10 protein-coding genes are annotated in these 17,149 nt (G+C 72.8%); 7 read left to right on the top strand and 3 right to left on the bottom strand.

Features of this window, described 5'->3' with window-relative positions:
- Window positions 1-185: 185 nt before the first annotated feature.
- The 5 genes from ACFQ6X_RS28990 to moeZ all read left to right on the top strand — a co-directional run bounded on the left by ACFQ6X_RS28990 (window position 186) and on the right by moeZ (window position 6,474).
- Complete coding sequence (locus ACFQ6X_RS28990) at window positions 186-1,988, top strand: DUF3492 domain-containing protein (protein ID WP_383185686.1); 1,803 nt, start codon at window positions 186-188, stop codon at window positions 1,986-1,988.
- A 34-nt stretch (window positions 1,989-2,022) separates the two neighbouring features.
- On the top strand, window positions 2,023-3,300 hold the full coding sequence (locus ACFQ6X_RS28985) for a hypothetical protein (protein WP_383185671.1): 1,278 nt from the start codon (window positions 2,023-2,025) through the stop codon (window positions 3,298-3,300).
- A 133-nt stretch (window positions 3,301-3,433) separates the two neighbouring features.
- Window positions 3,434-4,399: an NAD-dependent epimerase/dehydratase family protein gene (locus tag ACFQ6X_RS28980; protein WP_383185669.1), complete on the top strand. Its 966-nt coding sequence runs from the start codon at window positions 3,434-3,436 to the stop codon at window positions 4,397-4,399.
- On the top strand, window positions 4,387-5,211 hold the full coding sequence (locus ACFQ6X_RS28975; protein ID WP_383185667.1) for a spherulation-specific family 4 protein: 825 nt from the start codon (window positions 4,387-4,389) through the stop codon (window positions 5,209-5,211). Before ACFQ6X_RS28980 ends, ACFQ6X_RS28975 begins: the two co-directional genes overlap by 13 nt.
- 84 nt (window positions 5,212-5,295) lie before the next feature.
- Window positions 5,296-6,474: an adenylyltransferase/sulfurtransferase MoeZ gene (gene moeZ / locus ACFQ6X_RS28970; protein WP_329207634.1), complete on the top strand. Its 1,179-nt coding sequence runs from the start codon at window positions 5,296-5,298 to the stop codon at window positions 6,472-6,474.
- Between the two features lie 61 nt (window positions 6,475-6,535).
- Here moeZ and ACFQ6X_RS28965 read toward each other — a convergent pair whose 3' ends face one another.
- The 3 genes from ACFQ6X_RS28965 to ACFQ6X_RS28955 all read right to left on the bottom strand — a co-directional run bounded on the left by ACFQ6X_RS28965 (window position 6,536) and on the right by ACFQ6X_RS28955 (window position 12,650).
- A complete protein-coding gene (locus tag ACFQ6X_RS28965) occupies window positions 6,536-8,083 on the bottom strand; it encodes an alpha/beta hydrolase (RefSeq protein ID WP_383185665.1) in 1,548 nt (515 codons plus the stop codon).
- 90 nt (window positions 8,084-8,173) lie between these two features.
- On the bottom strand, window positions 8,174-9,772 hold the full coding sequence (locus ACFQ6X_RS28960) for an alpha/beta hydrolase (RefSeq protein WP_383185663.1): 1,599 nt from the start codon (window positions 9,770-9,772) through the stop codon (window positions 8,174-8,176).
- A gap of 103 nt (window positions 9,773-9,875) precedes the next feature.
- Entirely contained in the window at window positions 9,876-12,650 is a 2,775-nt protein-coding gene (locus tag ACFQ6X_RS28955; RefSeq protein ID WP_383185661.1) for a lysylphosphatidylglycerol synthase domain-containing protein, read from the bottom strand.
- A gap of 221 nt (window positions 12,651-12,871) precedes the next feature.
- On the opposite strand from ACFQ6X_RS28955, the gene ACFQ6X_RS28950 reads away from it, so the two are divergent.
- A complete protein-coding gene (locus ACFQ6X_RS28950; protein ID WP_383185659.1) occupies window positions 12,872-13,321 on the top strand; it encodes an MGMT family protein in 450 nt (149 codons plus the stop codon).
- 222 nt (window positions 13,322-13,543) lie between these two features.
- Window positions 13,544-17,050: a UvrD-helicase domain-containing protein gene (locus ACFQ6X_RS28945; RefSeq protein WP_383185658.1), complete on the top strand. Its 3,507-nt coding sequence runs from the start codon at window positions 13,544-13,546 to the stop codon at window positions 17,048-17,050.
- Window positions 17,051-17,149: the final 99 nt, after the last annotated feature.

Genomic DNA, 17,149 nt, shown 5'->3' with positions numbered 1-17,149 from the left:
GGCCCCCCCCCCGGGCCCCCGCGCGCACCACCCGTCGCGGGGGGGGATTCTGTGCGGTCGTAACCCCGGTGGCGGGGGGGCCCGCCACCCCGCCCCCCCCACCACCGGCGTATCCGCTTACGGTCGTCCCGCTGTGAGTCGCCGATCAACGGCGGCCGCCCACAAGGGAGATCGGGGGTGTGCTCGTGCGGATCGGACTCCTCACGGACGGTGGTTATCCGTATGCGACCGGTGAGTCCAGACTCTGGTGCGACCGCTTGGTGCGCGGTCTGCCCCAGCACGAGTTCGACCTCTTCGCGCTCAGCCGTTCCGCCCACCAGGAACAACAGGGCTGGGTGAGGCTCCCGGACCGGGTCGCGCGGGTGCGGACGGCGCCGCTGTGGACGCACGACGACGAGGCCCGGCACGGACTCCGTCCGAGAGGGCTGCCCGGCCGGCTCGCCACCGGTCTCGGGCGCTCGTACGGGCGGCGCGACCGGCGGCGCTTCACCTCGCACGTGACGGCGCTCGTCGACGCGGTCTGCGCGGGAGGCGACGCCGCCGCGGAGACCGGCGAGGACACCGGGCGGGCGGCCGCGTACGCCGCGTCGGCGGACCGCTTCACCGACGGCCTCTACGGTCTGGCCGAACTGGCCCGGGAGCGCGGTGGCCTGCACACCGCACTGCGCTCCGAGGTGACCGTACAGATCGTGGAGTCGGCGTGCCGCGCCCCGGGCACCGGACGGACCGTGCACGGCGCGACCGTCCCCGACTACCTCGCCTTCGCCGCCGAACTGGAGCGCGTCCTGCGCCCGCTCTCCCTCGACTGGTACGACGAGGAGAGCCTCGGGGCTGTCGACGTCTGCCACGCGGCCTCCGGTGGCGCAGCCGCCCTCCCCGGGCTGCTGGCCAAACGCTTCTTCGGAGTGCCGCTGCTGGTCACGGAACACGGCGTACCGCTGCGGACGCACTATCTGGCCGCGCCCGAGGCGCCGTTCGGTGCGCCGGTGCGCGCCCTGCTGGCCAACTTCCACGGGCAGCTGGCCTCCGAGGTGTACCGGCAGGCCACCGTCATCACGCCCGGCAACACCCATGTCCGCCGCTGGCAGGAGCGGTGCGGGGCCGACCGCGCCAAGCTGCGCACGGTCTACCCGGGCATGGAGGCGGAGCGCTTCGGGGCCGTCGGTGAGGGCGACGACGGCGGCGGTCCGGACACGCTCGTCTGGATCGGACGGATCGAACCCGCCAAGGACCTGATCGCCCTGCTGCACGCCTTCGCCGAGGTGCGCCGGGCCGAACCGGACGCCCGGCTGCGCATCTTCGGGGCCCCGGCCCAGGGCGGCGAGGGGAACACCTACCTCGCGCACTGCAAGGCGCTCGCCGCCCAGCTCTTCCCCGACGAGGCGACGGACGCGCACGCCGTGGGCGACAACCCGGTCACCTTCGAGGAGATCGGCGGCCCCGAGGTCCCCGACCTGGCGGAGGCATACGCGGCGGGCGGCGTCGTCGTCCTGTCCAGCGTCGTCGAGGGCTTCCCCATCAGCCTGGTCGAGGCGATGTTCTGCGGCAGGGCCACCGTCTCGACGGATGTGGGCGCCGTCGTCGAAGTCATCGGCGGTACGGGGCTCGTGGTGCCCCCGCGCAACCCCCGGGCGCTCGCCGACGCCTGCGTCGCGCTGCTGCGCGACCCCGAGCGCCGCGCACGACTCGGAGCCGCGGCGCGGGCCCGGGCGCTCGAACTCTTCACGGTCGAGCAGAACCTTGCGGCATTTCGCGGCATTTACCTGGACCTCGTGATGCATTCCCCGGCCCGATGGGCGGCGACCGCGGGTCCCGAGGACCCCGACGGGCCGCCACGCCCCTTCGCCACACCCCCCGAGGCCCATGTGCTGGGCCACCTGCCTCACGCCCCGGTGGCTTCGGGCGCCCCCCGGGTGCCGAGCTGGGCGGTCGGAGCCGATGAGGGCGTGTGCGCGGGCGCACGCCGAGCGGGGGACCGCGATGCGTGACGACCTGACAGGCCATGACCACGGAGGACCCACGATGGGCCGACCGACCGACGCCCGGGCCGGAGCCGCCGCACTGCCGGAGCGTGCCCCGGAGTCCACCGCGAAGGACCCGCTGTCCGCCGCCACCGTCACCGACGACATGGTCGGCGGGACGTCCGCGGCGACGGCCGGCGATGCCCCGGAACCGGCCGCCCCCGGCGTCCGCGCACCCGAGATCGCCTACCACCCCGCCCGCAGGCCCGTCGTGCGGCGCGGACCCGCCGACCCCGTGAAGCTGCTCATGCACCGGCACCGCGACCTCTGCGAGCGGGCCGTCGACCCCCTGGAGATCGCCGCCGGTCTGGAGGCCCACGGGCTGACCGACCGCACCGCCGCCCGTTACCGGCACCGTGACGTCTTCAGCCTCGCGGAGGAGCTCTACGCCCGCGTACCGGGCGCGGTACGGCCGACACCCTCCGACGCCCCGCAGCCCGGACCCGACACCGAGACGCGGGCCGGCTGGACGCTGCTCGCGCTGCTGCCCGGCGCCGCGTGCCTCGCGACCGTCGGGGCGCTCAGGGCCACCGAAGGGGTGCTCGACGGGGAGGCGCGGTTCGCGGTGACGGCCGTCGGGGCGCTGTTCGTCGCCCTCGCGCTCCGGCTCTGCCTGCGGACCGGCCCCCTGCGCACCCCGGACAGCGTCGGCGGCGTCACGCTGTACGTCTGCTGGCTCCTCGGATACGCGGTCTACGGCGACGATCTGCTCAGCCAGGTCATCAGCGGCGGTCCCGACGGGCACTGGGCGGCGGCGCCCGCGCCCGTCCTCGGGCTGGCGCTGGCCGTGGCCCCCGCCGCCTGGTGCGCGCACCTGTTCGCCGTGCACGCCCGCCACCGACTCGCCGGCAGCCACGGGCTGGCGGAGTTCGGCGCCGGAGTACGCCCCCTGCTCCTCGGCCTCGTCGCCGTCTTCCTGTGCGCGCTGGCCGCCCTGCTGTTCCTCGCGGGTCTCGGCTACGGGGGCGGCGGAGCCCCTCTCGCCCCGGCCGCGCTCGGAGTCCTGCTCTTCCTGGCCCGCCTGCTGGCCGTCCACGGCTTCCCCGAACCCGCCGCCACCGGACTCGCCGCAGCCTGCGCCGTCGAAGTGGCCGCTCCCTTCCTGATCCTGGCCGGGCGGCTGCCCGGTCTCGACCTCCTCGCCCGGCCCGTCGAGGCCCTCGTCATGGCGGCCGGCACCGGAGGCGTACCCACCCTGGCCTGCGGCGTCGCCGCCCTCGGCCTCCTGATCCACGCCTCGGTCGCGCTCTCCCGGGCTTCCGCCCACGCCACGGCGTAACCAGAGAACGCCCACCCGCGGAGCCGACGCCGCGGACCTTCCTCCCGCACCACACCTTCCTCAAGGAGACACCGGACATGACCCCCCAATCCCTCGCACCGGCAGCCCGCCGTCGGCACTCAGGGGGCGCGCGATGAGGGTTCTGCTGCTCGGAGCCAACGGATTCCTCGGCCGCTTCGTCGCCGACCGCCTGCTCGCCGACCCCGCCGTGCACCTCACGGCGCTCGGCCGCGGCGACGACGCCGACGTACGGTTCGACCTCGCCGGCGGAAGTCCCGGAGCGCTCACCCGCTTCCTGGACGCGGTCCACCCCGGAGTCGTCGTCAACTGCGCGGGCGCCACCCGCGGCGGCGCACGCGACCTCACCCGCCACAACACCGTCGCCGTCGCCACCGTCTGCGAGGCCATGCGGCGCAGCGGCTGCAGCGCCCGGCTCGTCCAGGTCGGCTGCGCTTCCGAGTACGGGCCCTCGCAGCCCGGTTCGTCCACCCCCGAGGACGCCGTGCCCCGTCCCGGAGGCCCGTACGGCGTCAGCAAACTCGCCGCCACCGAACTCGTCCTCGGCTCCGGCCTGGACGCGGTCGTCCTGCGGGTCTTCTCACCGGTCGGGCCGGGCACCCCGGCGGGCTCCCCGCTCGGCAGGCTCGCCGAGACGATGCGCCGCGCCATGCAGTCCGGCGACCCCGAGCTCAAGCTCAGCGGCCTCGGTGTGCAGCGCGACTTCGTCGACGTACGGGACGTGGCCCGCGCCGTCCACGCCGCTTCGCTGTCCGCCGCACAGGGCGTCGTCAACATCGGCACCGGCAGGGCCGTACGGCTGCGCGACGCGGCGGCGGTCCTGGCCAGGGTCGCCGGATACGCGGGCGCTCTCCACGAGCTGGACACGCCTCCCGCCCGGCTTCCGATCGGCGCGCCCCGGACCTCCGCGGAATCCGTCGTCGAGCATCTCGCCGCGACCCCGTCCCCCTACCCGGACGGCTGCGGCGCGTGGCAGCAGGCCGATGTGCGCACCGCCAGGGACCGGCTCGGCTGGCGCCCCCGGATCAATCTGGAGGAGTCCCTCGCCGACATCTGGATGGAGGCGGCATGCCGTATCTGACCAGCACCGGCGCCGCCCTGCGGACCAGCGGCGCCGAACAGCTCGGCGTCGGCGTCCCCGGCTACGCCCATCCGCTGCTCGCCCCCACCGAGTGGGCCGAGCTCAATCGCCCCGGCACGCCGCTGCACTGGGCGGTCCTCAACATCGACAACGGGCCGGGTGCCCGGCCCGACCCGCACTGTCTGGAGGCGGCGGGCCGTCTCCGTAACGCCCGGGAACGGGCCCTGCACGGAGAGGCTCCCGACGACGCGGTACGGGCGGCGGGCGGCCGGCTGCTCGGCCACCTCGATCTGGCCTTCGGCAGCCGCCCCTTCGGGGAACTGGTCGCCGACGCCCAGTCCTTCCTCGACTGGTACCGCGTCGGCGGCTTCTACCTCGACCGCTGCCCCGCCGAGCGCGCCGACCTCCCGGCGGTCCGCCGGCTCACCAGCACCCTGGGTGCGCTCCTGGAGGACAGCGACAGCGCGGACGGGGGCGGCATGCTGGTCCTGGGGCACGGCACGCACCCGCATCCCGGCTACGCCGAGGCCGCCGACCAACTGGTCACCTTCCGCGGGCCGTGGACCGACTACCGCTGGTCACAGGTGGCCGAGTGGACCGCCGCGTACGAGCCGGGCCGCTTCGCCCACTTCGTCCACGGGGTTCCGCGCACCCACCTCGAGGAGGCCATGCGTGTCGCCCGCTGGCAGGGCGCGGGCACGATCTTCTTCACCGACCGTGACGGCCGGAGAGGACAAACGGACCCATTTGCGGCACTGCCCAGCTACTGGGACGAATTTGTCTCGCGGATCGGACCCGGTATCTCGGAATGAGGAGCGGCGTGGCAGTGTTACGGCAGAACAACCGTACGTAGATGAAGTACGTAGAAACCGACCACCTGCATTGTTGAGGTTCCTGTGTCGCTGCCACCCTTGGTCGAGCCAGCTGCTGAGCTCACCGTCGACGAGGTCCGCAGGTACTCCCGCCACCTGATCATCCCGGATGTCGGGATGGACGGACAGAAGCGGCTGAAGAACGCGAAGGTGCTCTGTGTCGGCGCCGGCGGGCTCGGCTCGCCGGCCCTGATGTACCTGGCCGCGGCCGGTGTCGGCACGCTCGGCATCGTGGAGTTCGACGAGGTCGACGAGTCGAACCTGCAGCGCCAGATCATCCACAGCCAGGCCGACATCGGCCGGTCCAAGGCCCAGTCGGCCAAGGACTCGGTGCTGGGTATCAACCCGCTGGTGAACGTCGTCCTTCACGAGGAGCGGCTCGAAGCCGAGAACGTGATGGACATCTTCGCCCAGTACGACCTGATCGTGGACGGCACGGACAACTTCGCCACCCGCTATCTCGTCAACGATGCCGCGGTCCTGCTGAACAAGCCGTACGTCTGGGGCTCGATCTACCGTTTCGACGGCCAGGCGTCCGTCTTCTGGTCCGAGCACGGTCCCTGCTACCGCTGCCTCTACCCGGAGCCGCCGCCCCCCGGCATGGTCCCGTCCTGCGCCGAGGGCGGTGTCCTGGGCGTGCTCTGCGCGTCCATCGGCTCCATCCAGGTCAACGAGGCCATCAAGCTGCTCGCCGGTATCGGTGACCCGCTGGTCGGCCGGCTGATGATCTACGACGCCCTGGAGATGCAGTACCGCCAGGTCAAGGTCCGCAAGGACCCGGACTGCGCGGTCTGCGGCGAGAACCCCACCGTCACCGAGCTCATCGACTACGAGGCCTTCTGCGGCGTCGTGTCCGAGGAGGCCCAGGAGGCGGCGGCCGGCTCCACGATCACTCCCAAGCAGCTCAAGGAGTGGATCGACGGGGACGAGAAGATCGAGATCATCGACGTCCGCGAGCCGAACGAGTACGAGATCGTCTCGATCCCGGGCGCCAAGCTGATCCCGAAGAACGAGTTCCTGATGGGCAACGCGCTTCAGGACCTGCCGCAGGACAGGCGCATCGTCCTGCACTGCAAGACGGGTGTCCGCAGCGCCGAGGTCCTCGCGGTCCTCAAGTCGGCGGGCTTCGCCGACGCGGTGCACGTCGGCGGCGGCGTGATCGGCTGGGTCCACCAGATCGAGCCCGAGAAGCCGGTCTACTAGGTCTTCCGCTGTACGAAAGGGGCCGGCTCCTCACGGGGCCGGCCCCTTTCGCGTGGGGCCGTCAGCCGCAGGTCCGGCCGTCCGACGGGATCTTCCCGTCCAGGAAGTAGGCGTCGACGAGCGAGGTCACGCATGTGCTCTCGCCGTACGAGCCGTGCCCCTCACCCTTGTTGGTCACCATGATGCCGACCCCCTCGCCCAGCTCGTCGGCCATCTTCTGCGCACCCTCGTACGGTGTCGCCGGGTCGCCTGTCGTGCCGATGACGAGCATCGGCGCGGCGCCCGGAGCACTCGCCTCCGGTGTGTCGTGCTCCCCCTCGACCGGCCACCGGGCGCACCATCCGGCCGTGTCCCACGCCAGGAACGGGCCGAAGACCGGCGACAGTTCGCGGAACTCGGGCAGCAGTGCCCGCGCCTCGGACGCCGTCGGCCTGGCCTTGGTGTCGGCGCAGGAGATCGCCCGCTGCGCATGGTTCTGGGTGTCGTAGTGCCCGTCCTCGTCACGGCCGTTGTACGAGTCGGCCAGCCGCAGCAGCCCGTCGCCCGTGCCGCTGTTCTGGGCCTCGTCGAGCGCGTCCGTCAGGGTCGGCCAGCCGCTCTTCGAATAGAGCGGGGTCACGATGCCCGTGATGGCGAGCGTCTCGTTGAGCCTGCGGCCCGAGGAGGTCGGCAGGGGGTCGGCGTCGATCCGCCGCAGCAGCGCCGCTATCCGCTGCGTGCCCGCCTCCGGGTCCTGGCCGCGGTCCTTCAGATAGTTCTCCAGTGCCCGCTGGAAGCCCGTCGCCTGGTTGCGTGCGTGGCCCACCGTGTCCGCCGTCGGGTCGACGACCGCGTCCAGCACGACCCGCCCCACGTTCTTCGGGAAGAGATGGGCGTACGTTCCGCCGAGCTCCGTACCGTACGAGATGCCGAAGTAGGAGAGCTTCCCGTCGCCGAGCGTCCTGCGGATCACGTCCATGTCCCTGGCCGCGTTCGTCGTGCCGACGTGGGGGAGCACCGTGCCGGAGCGGCGCTCGCAGCCGGCGCCGAAGTCCGCACCGTCCTCGACGAACGCGGTCTCCTCCGCAGCCGTCTCCGGGGTCATGTCGATCTCCCGGTAGGCCTTTTCCTGCTCCTCGTCGGTCCGGCAGCGGACCCCGGAGCTGCCGGCGACGCCGCGGGGATCGAAGCCGACGAGGTCGTAGCGTGTGTTGAGCTTGCGGTACGCACCTGCGGCGCGCGGCAGGATGTCGACGCCAGAGCCCCCGGGGCCGCCGAAGTTGAAGAGCATGGAGCCGATGCGCCGGCTCTTCGCCGTGGCCTGCTTGCGGATCAGCGCGATGCCGATCGTGTCGCCGTCCGGTCGCGCGTAGTCCAGCGGGACGTCGACGGTGGCGCACCGCCAGGCGGGACCGGGCGCACTGCCGCCCTCCGGGGCTTCGCAGCGCTTCCAGTTCAGCTTCTGGGGGGCGGACGAGGAGGACGGCGGGGAGCCGGGCCGTGCGGACGCGGTTTCCCGGGGTGCGGGTTGCGGAGGTGCGGGGCTGTCGCATCCCGCGAGCACCCCTGCCGTCAGCAGGGCCGCTCCGGCCAGGGCAGCGGCCCTGGCGGCCCGTCCGCGTACACGCATGGGCGTTCCCTCCCCGTTGCCCGGAGCCCGATTCCGCGAAGGCGGTGGGCGCACGCGGGCGTGACAGATGCCCGGTCATGCTAAGGGCTGTCATTCACAGACCGTGCCCGTCGCCGGTACCTTCCCGTTCAGCAGATAGCCGTCCACGGCCCTCTGCACACAGACGCTGCCGCCGTTGTACGCGCCGTGCCCCTCGCCCTTGTACGTGAGCTCGATCCCGACCCCCTTGCCGAGCTCGGCCGCCATCGCCTTGGCGCCCGCGTACGGCGTCGCCGGGTCCCCGGTGTTGCCGATGACCAGAATGGGTGCCGACCCCGGGGCGCTGACGTCGGGAGTTTCCCAGGCGCCCGCGACCGGCCAGCCGGTGCACGACATGAGTCCCCAGCCCAGGTAGTCGCCGAAGACCGGTGAGGCCTCGCGGAACGCGGGGAGGGCGGCCCTGGTCTGCTCCAGGGTGAACCGCTCCTTGGAGTCCGCGCAGTTGATGGCCGCGTTGGCGGCGTTCGAGTTGTCGTAGCGGCCGTCCTCGGAACGGCCGTTCAGCGAGTCGGCGAGCGCGAGCAGCAGCCCGCCGTTGTCACCGTCCGCCTCGTCGAGACCCTGTTCGAGCAGCGGCCACGTCTCCTTGGAGTAGAGGGCCGACGCGATGCCGGTGGTGGCCTGGGTCTGCGTCAGCTCGCGTTCGCCGAGGCCCGGGACGGGCTTCTTCTCCAGTTGGTCCAGGAGTGCGGCGATCCAGTCCTGGACCTCCTGCGAGGTGGCACCGGGGAGCCTGCAGTCGTCGCGCTCGGCGCAGTCGGCGGTGAAGTTGTCCAGGGCGAGCTGGAAGCCCTCGGCCTGGCCGAGCGAGGACTCCTTGGAGTTCTCCGTCGGGTCGACGACGGCGTCCAGGACCATGCGGCCGACCTTCTTCGGGAACTGGTGGGCGTAGACACCGCCCAGCTCCGTTCCGTACGAGATCCCGAAGTAGTTCAGCCTGTCGTCGCCGAGCACTTCGCGGAGCAGGTCCATGTCCCGGGCGGCGTTCGTCGTACCGACGAAGGGCAGCACCTCGCCGGAGTTGTCCTCGCAGTCCGCGATGTAGGACTTCTGGTCCTCGACGAAGGCCTTCTCCTCGGCGGCGTCGTCCGGGGTGCCGTCCCTCTCGTACCGCGCGTCGAGTTCCTCGTCGTCCGAGCAGGCGACGCCCTCGCTGCGGCCCACCCCGCGCGGGTCGAAGCTCACCAGGTCGTAGCGGGTGCGGAGCGTCTCGTACTCCGTTCCGAAGGACGGCAGGGTGGCCACACCGGAGGCGCCCGGTCCGCCGAAGTTGAAGACGAGCGAGCCGATCCTGCGGTCCTGGTTCCTGGCCCTGGCGCGGACGAGCGCCAGTTCGATGGTCCTGCCGTCCGGCTCCGCGTAGTCGAGCGGCACGTCCATGAAGGAGCACTCCCATCGCGTTCCGCCCGGCAGCGGGGAGGGAGAGGTCCCGCTGCCCTGGGCCTCGTTCGGGGCGGGACAGGGCTGCCAGTCGAGCTTCTGGGAGGACAGCTCCTCCGCCGTCGCCGTGGGGGAGGCGGTCGACGCCGTGGAGGGCTTCGCCCGGTCCGTACCCCCGCCGTCGTCGCCGTCGGAACAGGCGGCCAGCGGCAGCAGCACGGCGGTGGTGGCAGCGAGGGCAGCGGCACGCAGGGCGGGGGAGGTCCTCATGACCCCATCGTGCGGCGGGGCGCGGGGGAGCGCGCGGGGCACGGTCCATGCGAGTGGCACACGCCCCGTGCGGTTTGTTCCGGAGCGAGTCCTGGGACGCGCTCTAGAGCTCGCCCTTCCGGGTCAGCTGGTTGAAGCAGATCCAGCCGGGAAGCACCGGCAGCCACAGCGTCATCACGCGGTACAGGAGCACCGCAGGCGCCGCGACCTCCTTCGGCAGGCCCACCGCGATGAGACCCAGGGTCAGCGCACCCTCGACCGCCCCCATACCGCCCGGGGTCGGCGCCGCGGATCCCAGGGCGTTGCCCGCGAGGAAGACCACCGCGATGCTGGCGTAACTGAGCTGCGGTACATCGGGACCGCTGAACGCGCGGATGGACGCGTCCAGGCAGAGTACGAACAGGCCCGTCAGCAGCAGCATGCCGCCGATGCCGGTGACCAGCTTCTGCGGACGCTGCACGACGTCGAGCATGCGCGGCACGACCCCGGCGAACAGCGACCGCACCCGCGTCACGATGAACTTCCGCATGAAGGGGATCGCGGTCACCACCAGCACGAGCACCGCGACGGTGAGCAGCCCCGCGATGACCGTTCTGGACGGGGTGAGCGAGTCCGGCGTCTTCTCCGTACCCGTCAGATAACCGAACAGGGCGAGCAGCAGGATGTGGCAGCCGAGACCGAACAGCTGGGAGGCGCCGACACTCGCGACGGCGAGCCCCGGGCGTACTCCGGCGCGCTGCAGGAAGCGGGTGTTCAGGGCCACGCCGCCGACCGCCGCGGGTGCGACGATCTTCACGAACGACCCGGCCACCTGCGCCAGCACCGTCTTGCCGAACGGCACCCGCTCCGGCACGAAGCCCAGCAGGCTCATGGCCGCCGCGATGTAGCTGAGGGCGGAGAAGCCCAGCGCCGCCGCCACCCAGCCCCACTCCGCCTGCTCGACGACCGTCCCGAAGTCGGCCTCGGTGACCTGCGAGATCAGGAAGTACGCGGCGATCGAACCTGCGATGAAGCTGAACAGGGTGCGCGGCTTGATGCGTTCGAGCCGCACCGGCTCGACCGGCGCCTGCGGCCGGATCAGCAGCACCTGCCGACGGATCTGCGCGAGCAGGTCCTCCTCACGCGCCTCGTCCAGGGCATCGTCGATCGCCCGCTTCTCGGCCTGCTTCTCCGTGCGCAGCGACTTGCGTACCGTCTTGCGGTCGCCGGCCGCCGCTTCGTCCTGCCCCTCCGCCCTGGCCTGCTTGGCCGACTGGGAGGCCTCGAGCACGGCCTCGCGCTCGCGCTGCGAGCGCTCGCGGGCGATCCTGCGCAGCGTCGCCCGGGTGGAGCGGCTGAGCGCGATCGGCTGGAGCAGCGGCAGGCTGTCGGCGACGGCGTCGGGACCGAGCACGGCGAGCGCCCCGGCCACCGCCCGTTCGGCGCCCACCCGCAGCCCCGTGGTGGTCAGCAGCTGGGCGACGTCCATGCGCAGGATCAGGTCGCCGGCGGCGATCTCACCCCCGCGGAGATCCGTGACGAACACGGTGCCGGAACGATCCACCAGAATCGCGTCACCGGTGAGCCTGCGGTGCGCGATCCGCCGGGACTGGAGCGCCTTGACCTGCCGCCAGGCGCCGCGCACCAGGTCGTCGGTGATCTCCTCGTCCTCCATCGAGTCCAGCGAGCGCCCGCCGATGTGCTCGTACACCAGCATCACGGCGTCGGGGCCGAGCTCGGAGGTCGCGATCAGCTTGGGTGCGTTGGCCCCGGCGGCGATCGCCGCGTACGCGAGCAGCGCCTCCTGCTCCAGAGCCTGGCGCAGCGACTGGATGGAGCGGCGCTGGGTGATGCTGCGCAGGGTGAGCCTGCGCCACACCCGGTAGAAGAAGCCCTGCGCCTGCTGTTCTCGGTCGACGACCGTCACATCCAGCGGTGGACCGTCCTCCAGGGTGACCAGATAGCGGCGGCCGCGATCGCTCTGGTCGACGTTGTCGGCGGCGTCCTCGGTGCGCATCGCGGCGACCGGGCGGAAGCCGACATGGCGCAGACCGGCCATCAGGTGCTGGCCGGTCGGACGGACGTTCGGCGAGCCGACCGCGTACAGCGTGCCGTACGCCACGGTCCAGCCGATCAGCACGGTCAGGATGATCGAGAACGGCGTGGTGTAGCCGCCGACCAGCATCGCGAACGCGTCCAGGAGCAGCACCACCCACAGCACGACCCGCCAGCGCGGTCTGCGTGCCATGCCCACCGCTGTCATGTAGGCGATGACGGGGGCGAGATAACCGTGCACGGGGTCGGTGAGCGCGTCACCGGGCTGCGGCTGGGTCAGCGCGTCCCGGATGGTCCCGGACGCCGATCTCGCGACCCAGAGGTCGGTGGCCAGGGTCACCCCGTGGGCCAGCACGGCGGCGAGCACGCCGTCCGCGATACGCAGCCCGTCGCGTTTGACCAGCCGCTCGATCGCGAAGGCGACCGGTACGAGCAGCACAGCGATGCTGGACACCAGGCCGGCGATCTTGATCAGCAGGTCGGGCGCCTGGTCGGTGCCCTTGGAGATGTCGTCCTCGAGGCCGGTGGTGGTGCCCTGGGCGAAGGCGGCGATGGAGAAGAGAAGGACGATCGCGAGGACACCGACGAGGAGCCGCAGCAGGTCGGAGGGGCGGTGCACACGGGCGGGCAGCAGCGGCTCGTCACCCGATACGCGGTCGGTCAGCCCCGCGTCGGCCGTGGCGAGGGTCGAGCCCGCGAGGTGCTCCCCCTCGGTCCCGGGAGTGCTCCGGCCGTCCGCGGCGGCGGTCTGCGCATCCGCGGTGGCGGTCTGCTCATCCGGGGCGTCGGGCGCGTTCGGCCGCGGCTCCGCATCAGAGGCGTCGGCCGCCTTCGGTGGCTGCACGCCCTGCTCCTTCGTCGCCTCTGATTGGTCTTCGTGTTCTCGTATCACCGGTCACCGCCCGCATGATGGTGGCACGGCCTGCAGACAGAGGGGGGCATCAGGGTGCATTGCACGGGCGCGCGATGCGCAACATACGCTCCTTTGCCCTCGCGTGCACGCTGTGTGATCAGGGCGACACCGAACCGGCACGACTGTCGGTGGCGTACGGCAGGATGTGTCGGATGAGCAAAGACCGGACGAGCGGCGGCGCTGCCGGTGCGGCGCCGCAGCCCCCTACGGACACCGAGCTGCCCGAGTACGCGGAGCGGGTCCTGGACGTCGCCGACCTGATCCCGCCCGGCCGCGTCATGACGTACGGCGATGTGGCGGAGTGGCTCGGCGACGGCGGACCGAGACAGGTCGGCCGCGTGATGGCGCTGTACGGCTCCGCGGTGCCGTGGTGGCGCGTCGTGCGGGCCGACGGGGCACTGCTCCCGGGGCACGAGCTGCGGGCGCTGGACCACTACCGCGAGGAGGGCACACCGCTGCGCGAAGCCTCGCGCAGCGCGGACGGGCACCTCCCGCGCCTCGACATGAAGCGCGCCAGATGGGACGGCGTCACGGACGCGGCAGGCCGTCCGGGCAGCGGGCCGGACCACGGTCCGGCCGGGGGCGAGGAAGCTCACATCTGACAGCTTCGGCCATCGCGCGCCCCGGAGACATGCGCCGGGCCGGTACAGGACGCGAGCCGGGTCCGCGGGACGCACACGTGACGAGGGACGCAGCCCACTCGCTGCGCGCCTGCCCGCCGCTGGCGTAGCGTCGTCCACGCGCGGCACGCTCCGCTCCTTCCTTCCCAGCACACCCAGGCCACCCGAGCAGACCGAGTACACCCACCAGGACCGGCGATCCACGTGAGCTCCTCCTTCACCACCCGGAACAGTCCGCACCGTCAGGCACGGCGGCGGACCCCGGGCGCCTACCGGCTGGTGCGCACCCCGCCGGGATCCGTGGACCCCCCTCTCCTGGACGCAGGCCAACGCGCGGTGGTTGACCACCGGACCGGCCCGCTGCTGGTCCTCGCCGGACCGGGCACGGGCAAGACCACCACGCTCGTCGAGGCCGTCGCCGCCCGCGTGGCCGCGGGGACCGACCCGGCCCGCATCCTGGTCCTCACCTTCAGCCGCAAGGCGGCCGTGGAACTGCGCGACCGGATGGCGTCCCGGCTCGGCGGCCCCAGGGGCCCGCAGGCCACCACCTTCCACTCGTACTGCTACGCCCTGGTCCGCGCACACCAGGACGCCGACCTGTTCGCCGATCCGCTGCGCCTGCTCTCCGGACCCGAGCAGGACGTCACCGTCCGCGAGCTCCTCGCGGGCCAGCTCGGCCTCGAACAGGCAGGGCTCGCCCACGTCCGCTGGCCCGACGAGCTGCGGGCCTGTCTGACCACGCGCGGCTTCGCCGACGAGGTACGAGCGGTGCTGGCCCGCAGCCGCGAACTCGGTCTCGGCCCGGACGCCCTCGCCGCCTTCGCGCGCCGCACCGGCCGCCCGGACTGGAGCGCCGCCGCGCAGTTCCTCGCCGAATACCTGGACGTCCTGGACGCACAGGGCGTCCTGGACTACGCGGAACTGGTCCACCGGGCTGTCCTGCTCGCCGAGCGTCCCGAGGTCGGCGCACTGCTGGCCCGGAGCTACGACGCGGTCTTCGTCGACGAGTACCAGGACACGGACCCGGCCCAGGTGCGGCTGCTGCACGCGCTGGCGGGGAACTCCGGGAGCGCCCCGGGCACCGGGGGAGGCCGGACACTGATCGCCTTCGGTGACCCGGACCAATCGATCTACGCCTTCCGGGGCGCCGACGTGAACGGCATCCTCGAGTTCCCCGACACCTTCCGCCGTGCCGACGGCGCGCCCGCCCCCGTCGGTGTCCTCACCACCTCGCGCCGCTCCGGTGCGGAGCTGCTCGCCGCCACCCGGCTGCTCACCCGCCGGATGCCGCTCACCCGCCTGCCGTCGGACAAGGTCCGGGCCCACCGCGAGCTGTCCGCCGTACGCGGAGGCGGGCGCGTCGAGACGTACACCTATCCGACCGCTTCCACCGAGCTGGAGAACATCGCCGACCTGCTGCGGCGCGCGCACCTGGAGGAGGGCGTGCCGTGGAAGGACATGGCGGTCCTCGTGCGTGCCGGAGGCCGTTCGATTCCCGCCGTGCGCAGGGCGCTGACCTCCGCCGGTGTGCCGCTGGAGGTGGACGGCGACGACCTTCCGCTGCGTCATGAGCCGGCGGTCGCGCCCCTGCTGACCGCGCTGCGGACGGTGGCGACGGCGGCGGTGGGCCGTGCGGTGCCCGAGCGCCACGAGGACGCCGGGACGGGAAGCGACGCCGCCACCGGCGACACCGTCGGTGACAGTGATGCTGCCACCGGCGACAGCGACGGTGACAGTGATGCTGCCACCGGCGACACCGGAAGTGACACCGACAGCGACAGCGACACCGAGACCGAGACCGACAGCGACAGCGACACAGACAGCGCCGCGGATGCGGGCCGGCTCGACACCGAGACCGCCCTCACCCTCCTCACCTCCCCGCTCGGCTCCATGGACGCCGCCGATCTGCGGCGCCTGGGCCGTGCCCTGCGCGACGAGGAGCGGGCCGCCGGCAACCGCGTGCCGCCGCCCTCCGGCGAGCTGCTGGCCCGGGCCCTCGCCGAGCCCGAGCGCCTCGTCGCGCACGATCCGGCGTACGCCCGCGGCGCCCAGCGCCTCGGTGCGCTCCTGCGCAAGGCCCGTGAACTCCTGGAGGGCGGCGGCACCGCCGAGGAGGCCCTGTGGGCCCTGTGGGACGGCACGCCCTGGCCCGGAAGGCTGGAGCGGGCCGCACTGCGCGGCGGCGCGGGCGGCCGGAACGCCGACCGGGACCTCGACGCCGTGTGCGCCCTCTTCGAGACAGCGGCCCGCGCCGAGGAGCGCACCGGAGGACGGGGCGCGCTCAACTTCCTGGAAGAGGTCGACGCCCAGGACATCGCCGCCGACACGCTCTCCCGGCGTGCCGTGCGCCCCGATGCCGTACGGCTGATGACCGCGCACCGCTCCAAGGGCCTGGAGTGGCGGCTGGTCGTCGTCGCCGGGGTGCAGGAAGGGCTCTGGCCCGACCTGCGCCGCCGCGGTTCGCTCCTCGAGGCGGACCGGATCGGCCGTGACGGCCTGGCCGAACCCCTCACCCCGGGGGCGCTCCTGGCCGAGGAACGCCGCCTGTTCTACGTCGCAGCCACCCGCGCCCGGGAACGTCTCGTCGTCACGGCCGTCAAGGCCCCCGCCGACGACGGCGACCAGCCGTCACGCTTCCTCACCGAACTCGGGGTCGAACCACGCGACATCACCGGCCGGCCGCGCCGTCCGCTCGCGGTCGCCTCGCTCGTCGCCGAACTCCGGGCGACGACCGTCGACCCCGCCGCCTCGGCAGCCCTGCGTGACGCCGCCGCCCACCGGCTCGCCCGGCTCGCCGCGCTGGCCGACGACGAGGGCCAGCCGCTCGTGCCCGCGGCCCATCCGTACCGCTGGTGGGGACTGAACGAGCCGACCCGTTCCGAAGTGCCGCTCCGCGACCGGGACCATCCCGTCGCACTGTCCGGGAGCGCCCTCGACCAGCTGGCCAACACCTGCGCCCTGCAGTGGTTCCTGGGCCGCGAGGTGAAGGCCGACGCCCCGGCGACGGCCGCGCAGGGCTTCGGCAACGTGGTCCACGTACTCGCCGACGAAGTGGCCTCCGGCCGCACCGCCGCCGACCTGGACGTCCTGATGGAGCGCCTGGACTCCGTCTGGAACGGCCTGGTCTTCGACGCCCCCTGGAAGTCCCAGCAGGAGAAGGACCAGGCGCGCGCCGCCCTGGAGCGCTTCCTGCGCTGGCACGTCATGGACCGCACCGGACGCACCCCGGCCGCCAGCGAGCACGACTTCGACGTGACGCTCGAAGCGGGGGAGTACGCGGTGCGCATCCGGGGCTCCATGGACCGGGTCGAACAGGACACCGAGGGCCGGGCGTACGTCGTCGACTTCAAGACCGGGAAGGGGGCACCGACCAAGGACGAGGTGGCCGCGCACCCCCAGCTCGCCGTGTACCAGCTGGCGGTCAGGGAAGGCGCCGTCGACGACGTCTTCGACGGCCTACGCCTCGATTCCGGCGGTGCCGAACTCGTACAGCTGCGCCAGCCGGCCCCGAAGAAGGAGGGCGGCGACGCCCTTCCCAAGGTGCAGGCCCAGGAACCGCTGTCCGGGGAGTGGGTCTCGGACCTGCTGGCCACGGCCGCCGGCCGCGTCCTGGACGAACGCTTCACGCCCACGGCCGGCCAGCACTGCACCCACTGCACCTTCCGGGCCTCGTGCAGCGCACAGCCCGAAGGCCGTCAGATCATCGAGTGACGTTCCGGGTGAGCCACCCGTCGACGTCCCGGGCGCTCGACCCGGCGCTGTCACGCGCGCGGGGCCGGGCGCTGTCCCGGGTCCTTGCCCGTGCTCCGT

This window comes from Streptomyces sp. NPDC056452 (genome assembly GCF_042796085.1).
Classification (GTDB): domain Bacteria; phylum Actinomycetota; class Actinomycetes; order Streptomycetales; family Streptomycetaceae; genus Streptomyces.
Note: the sequence above shows the minus strand (reverse complement) of the source record. Positions and strands in the feature narration are given on the sequence as shown.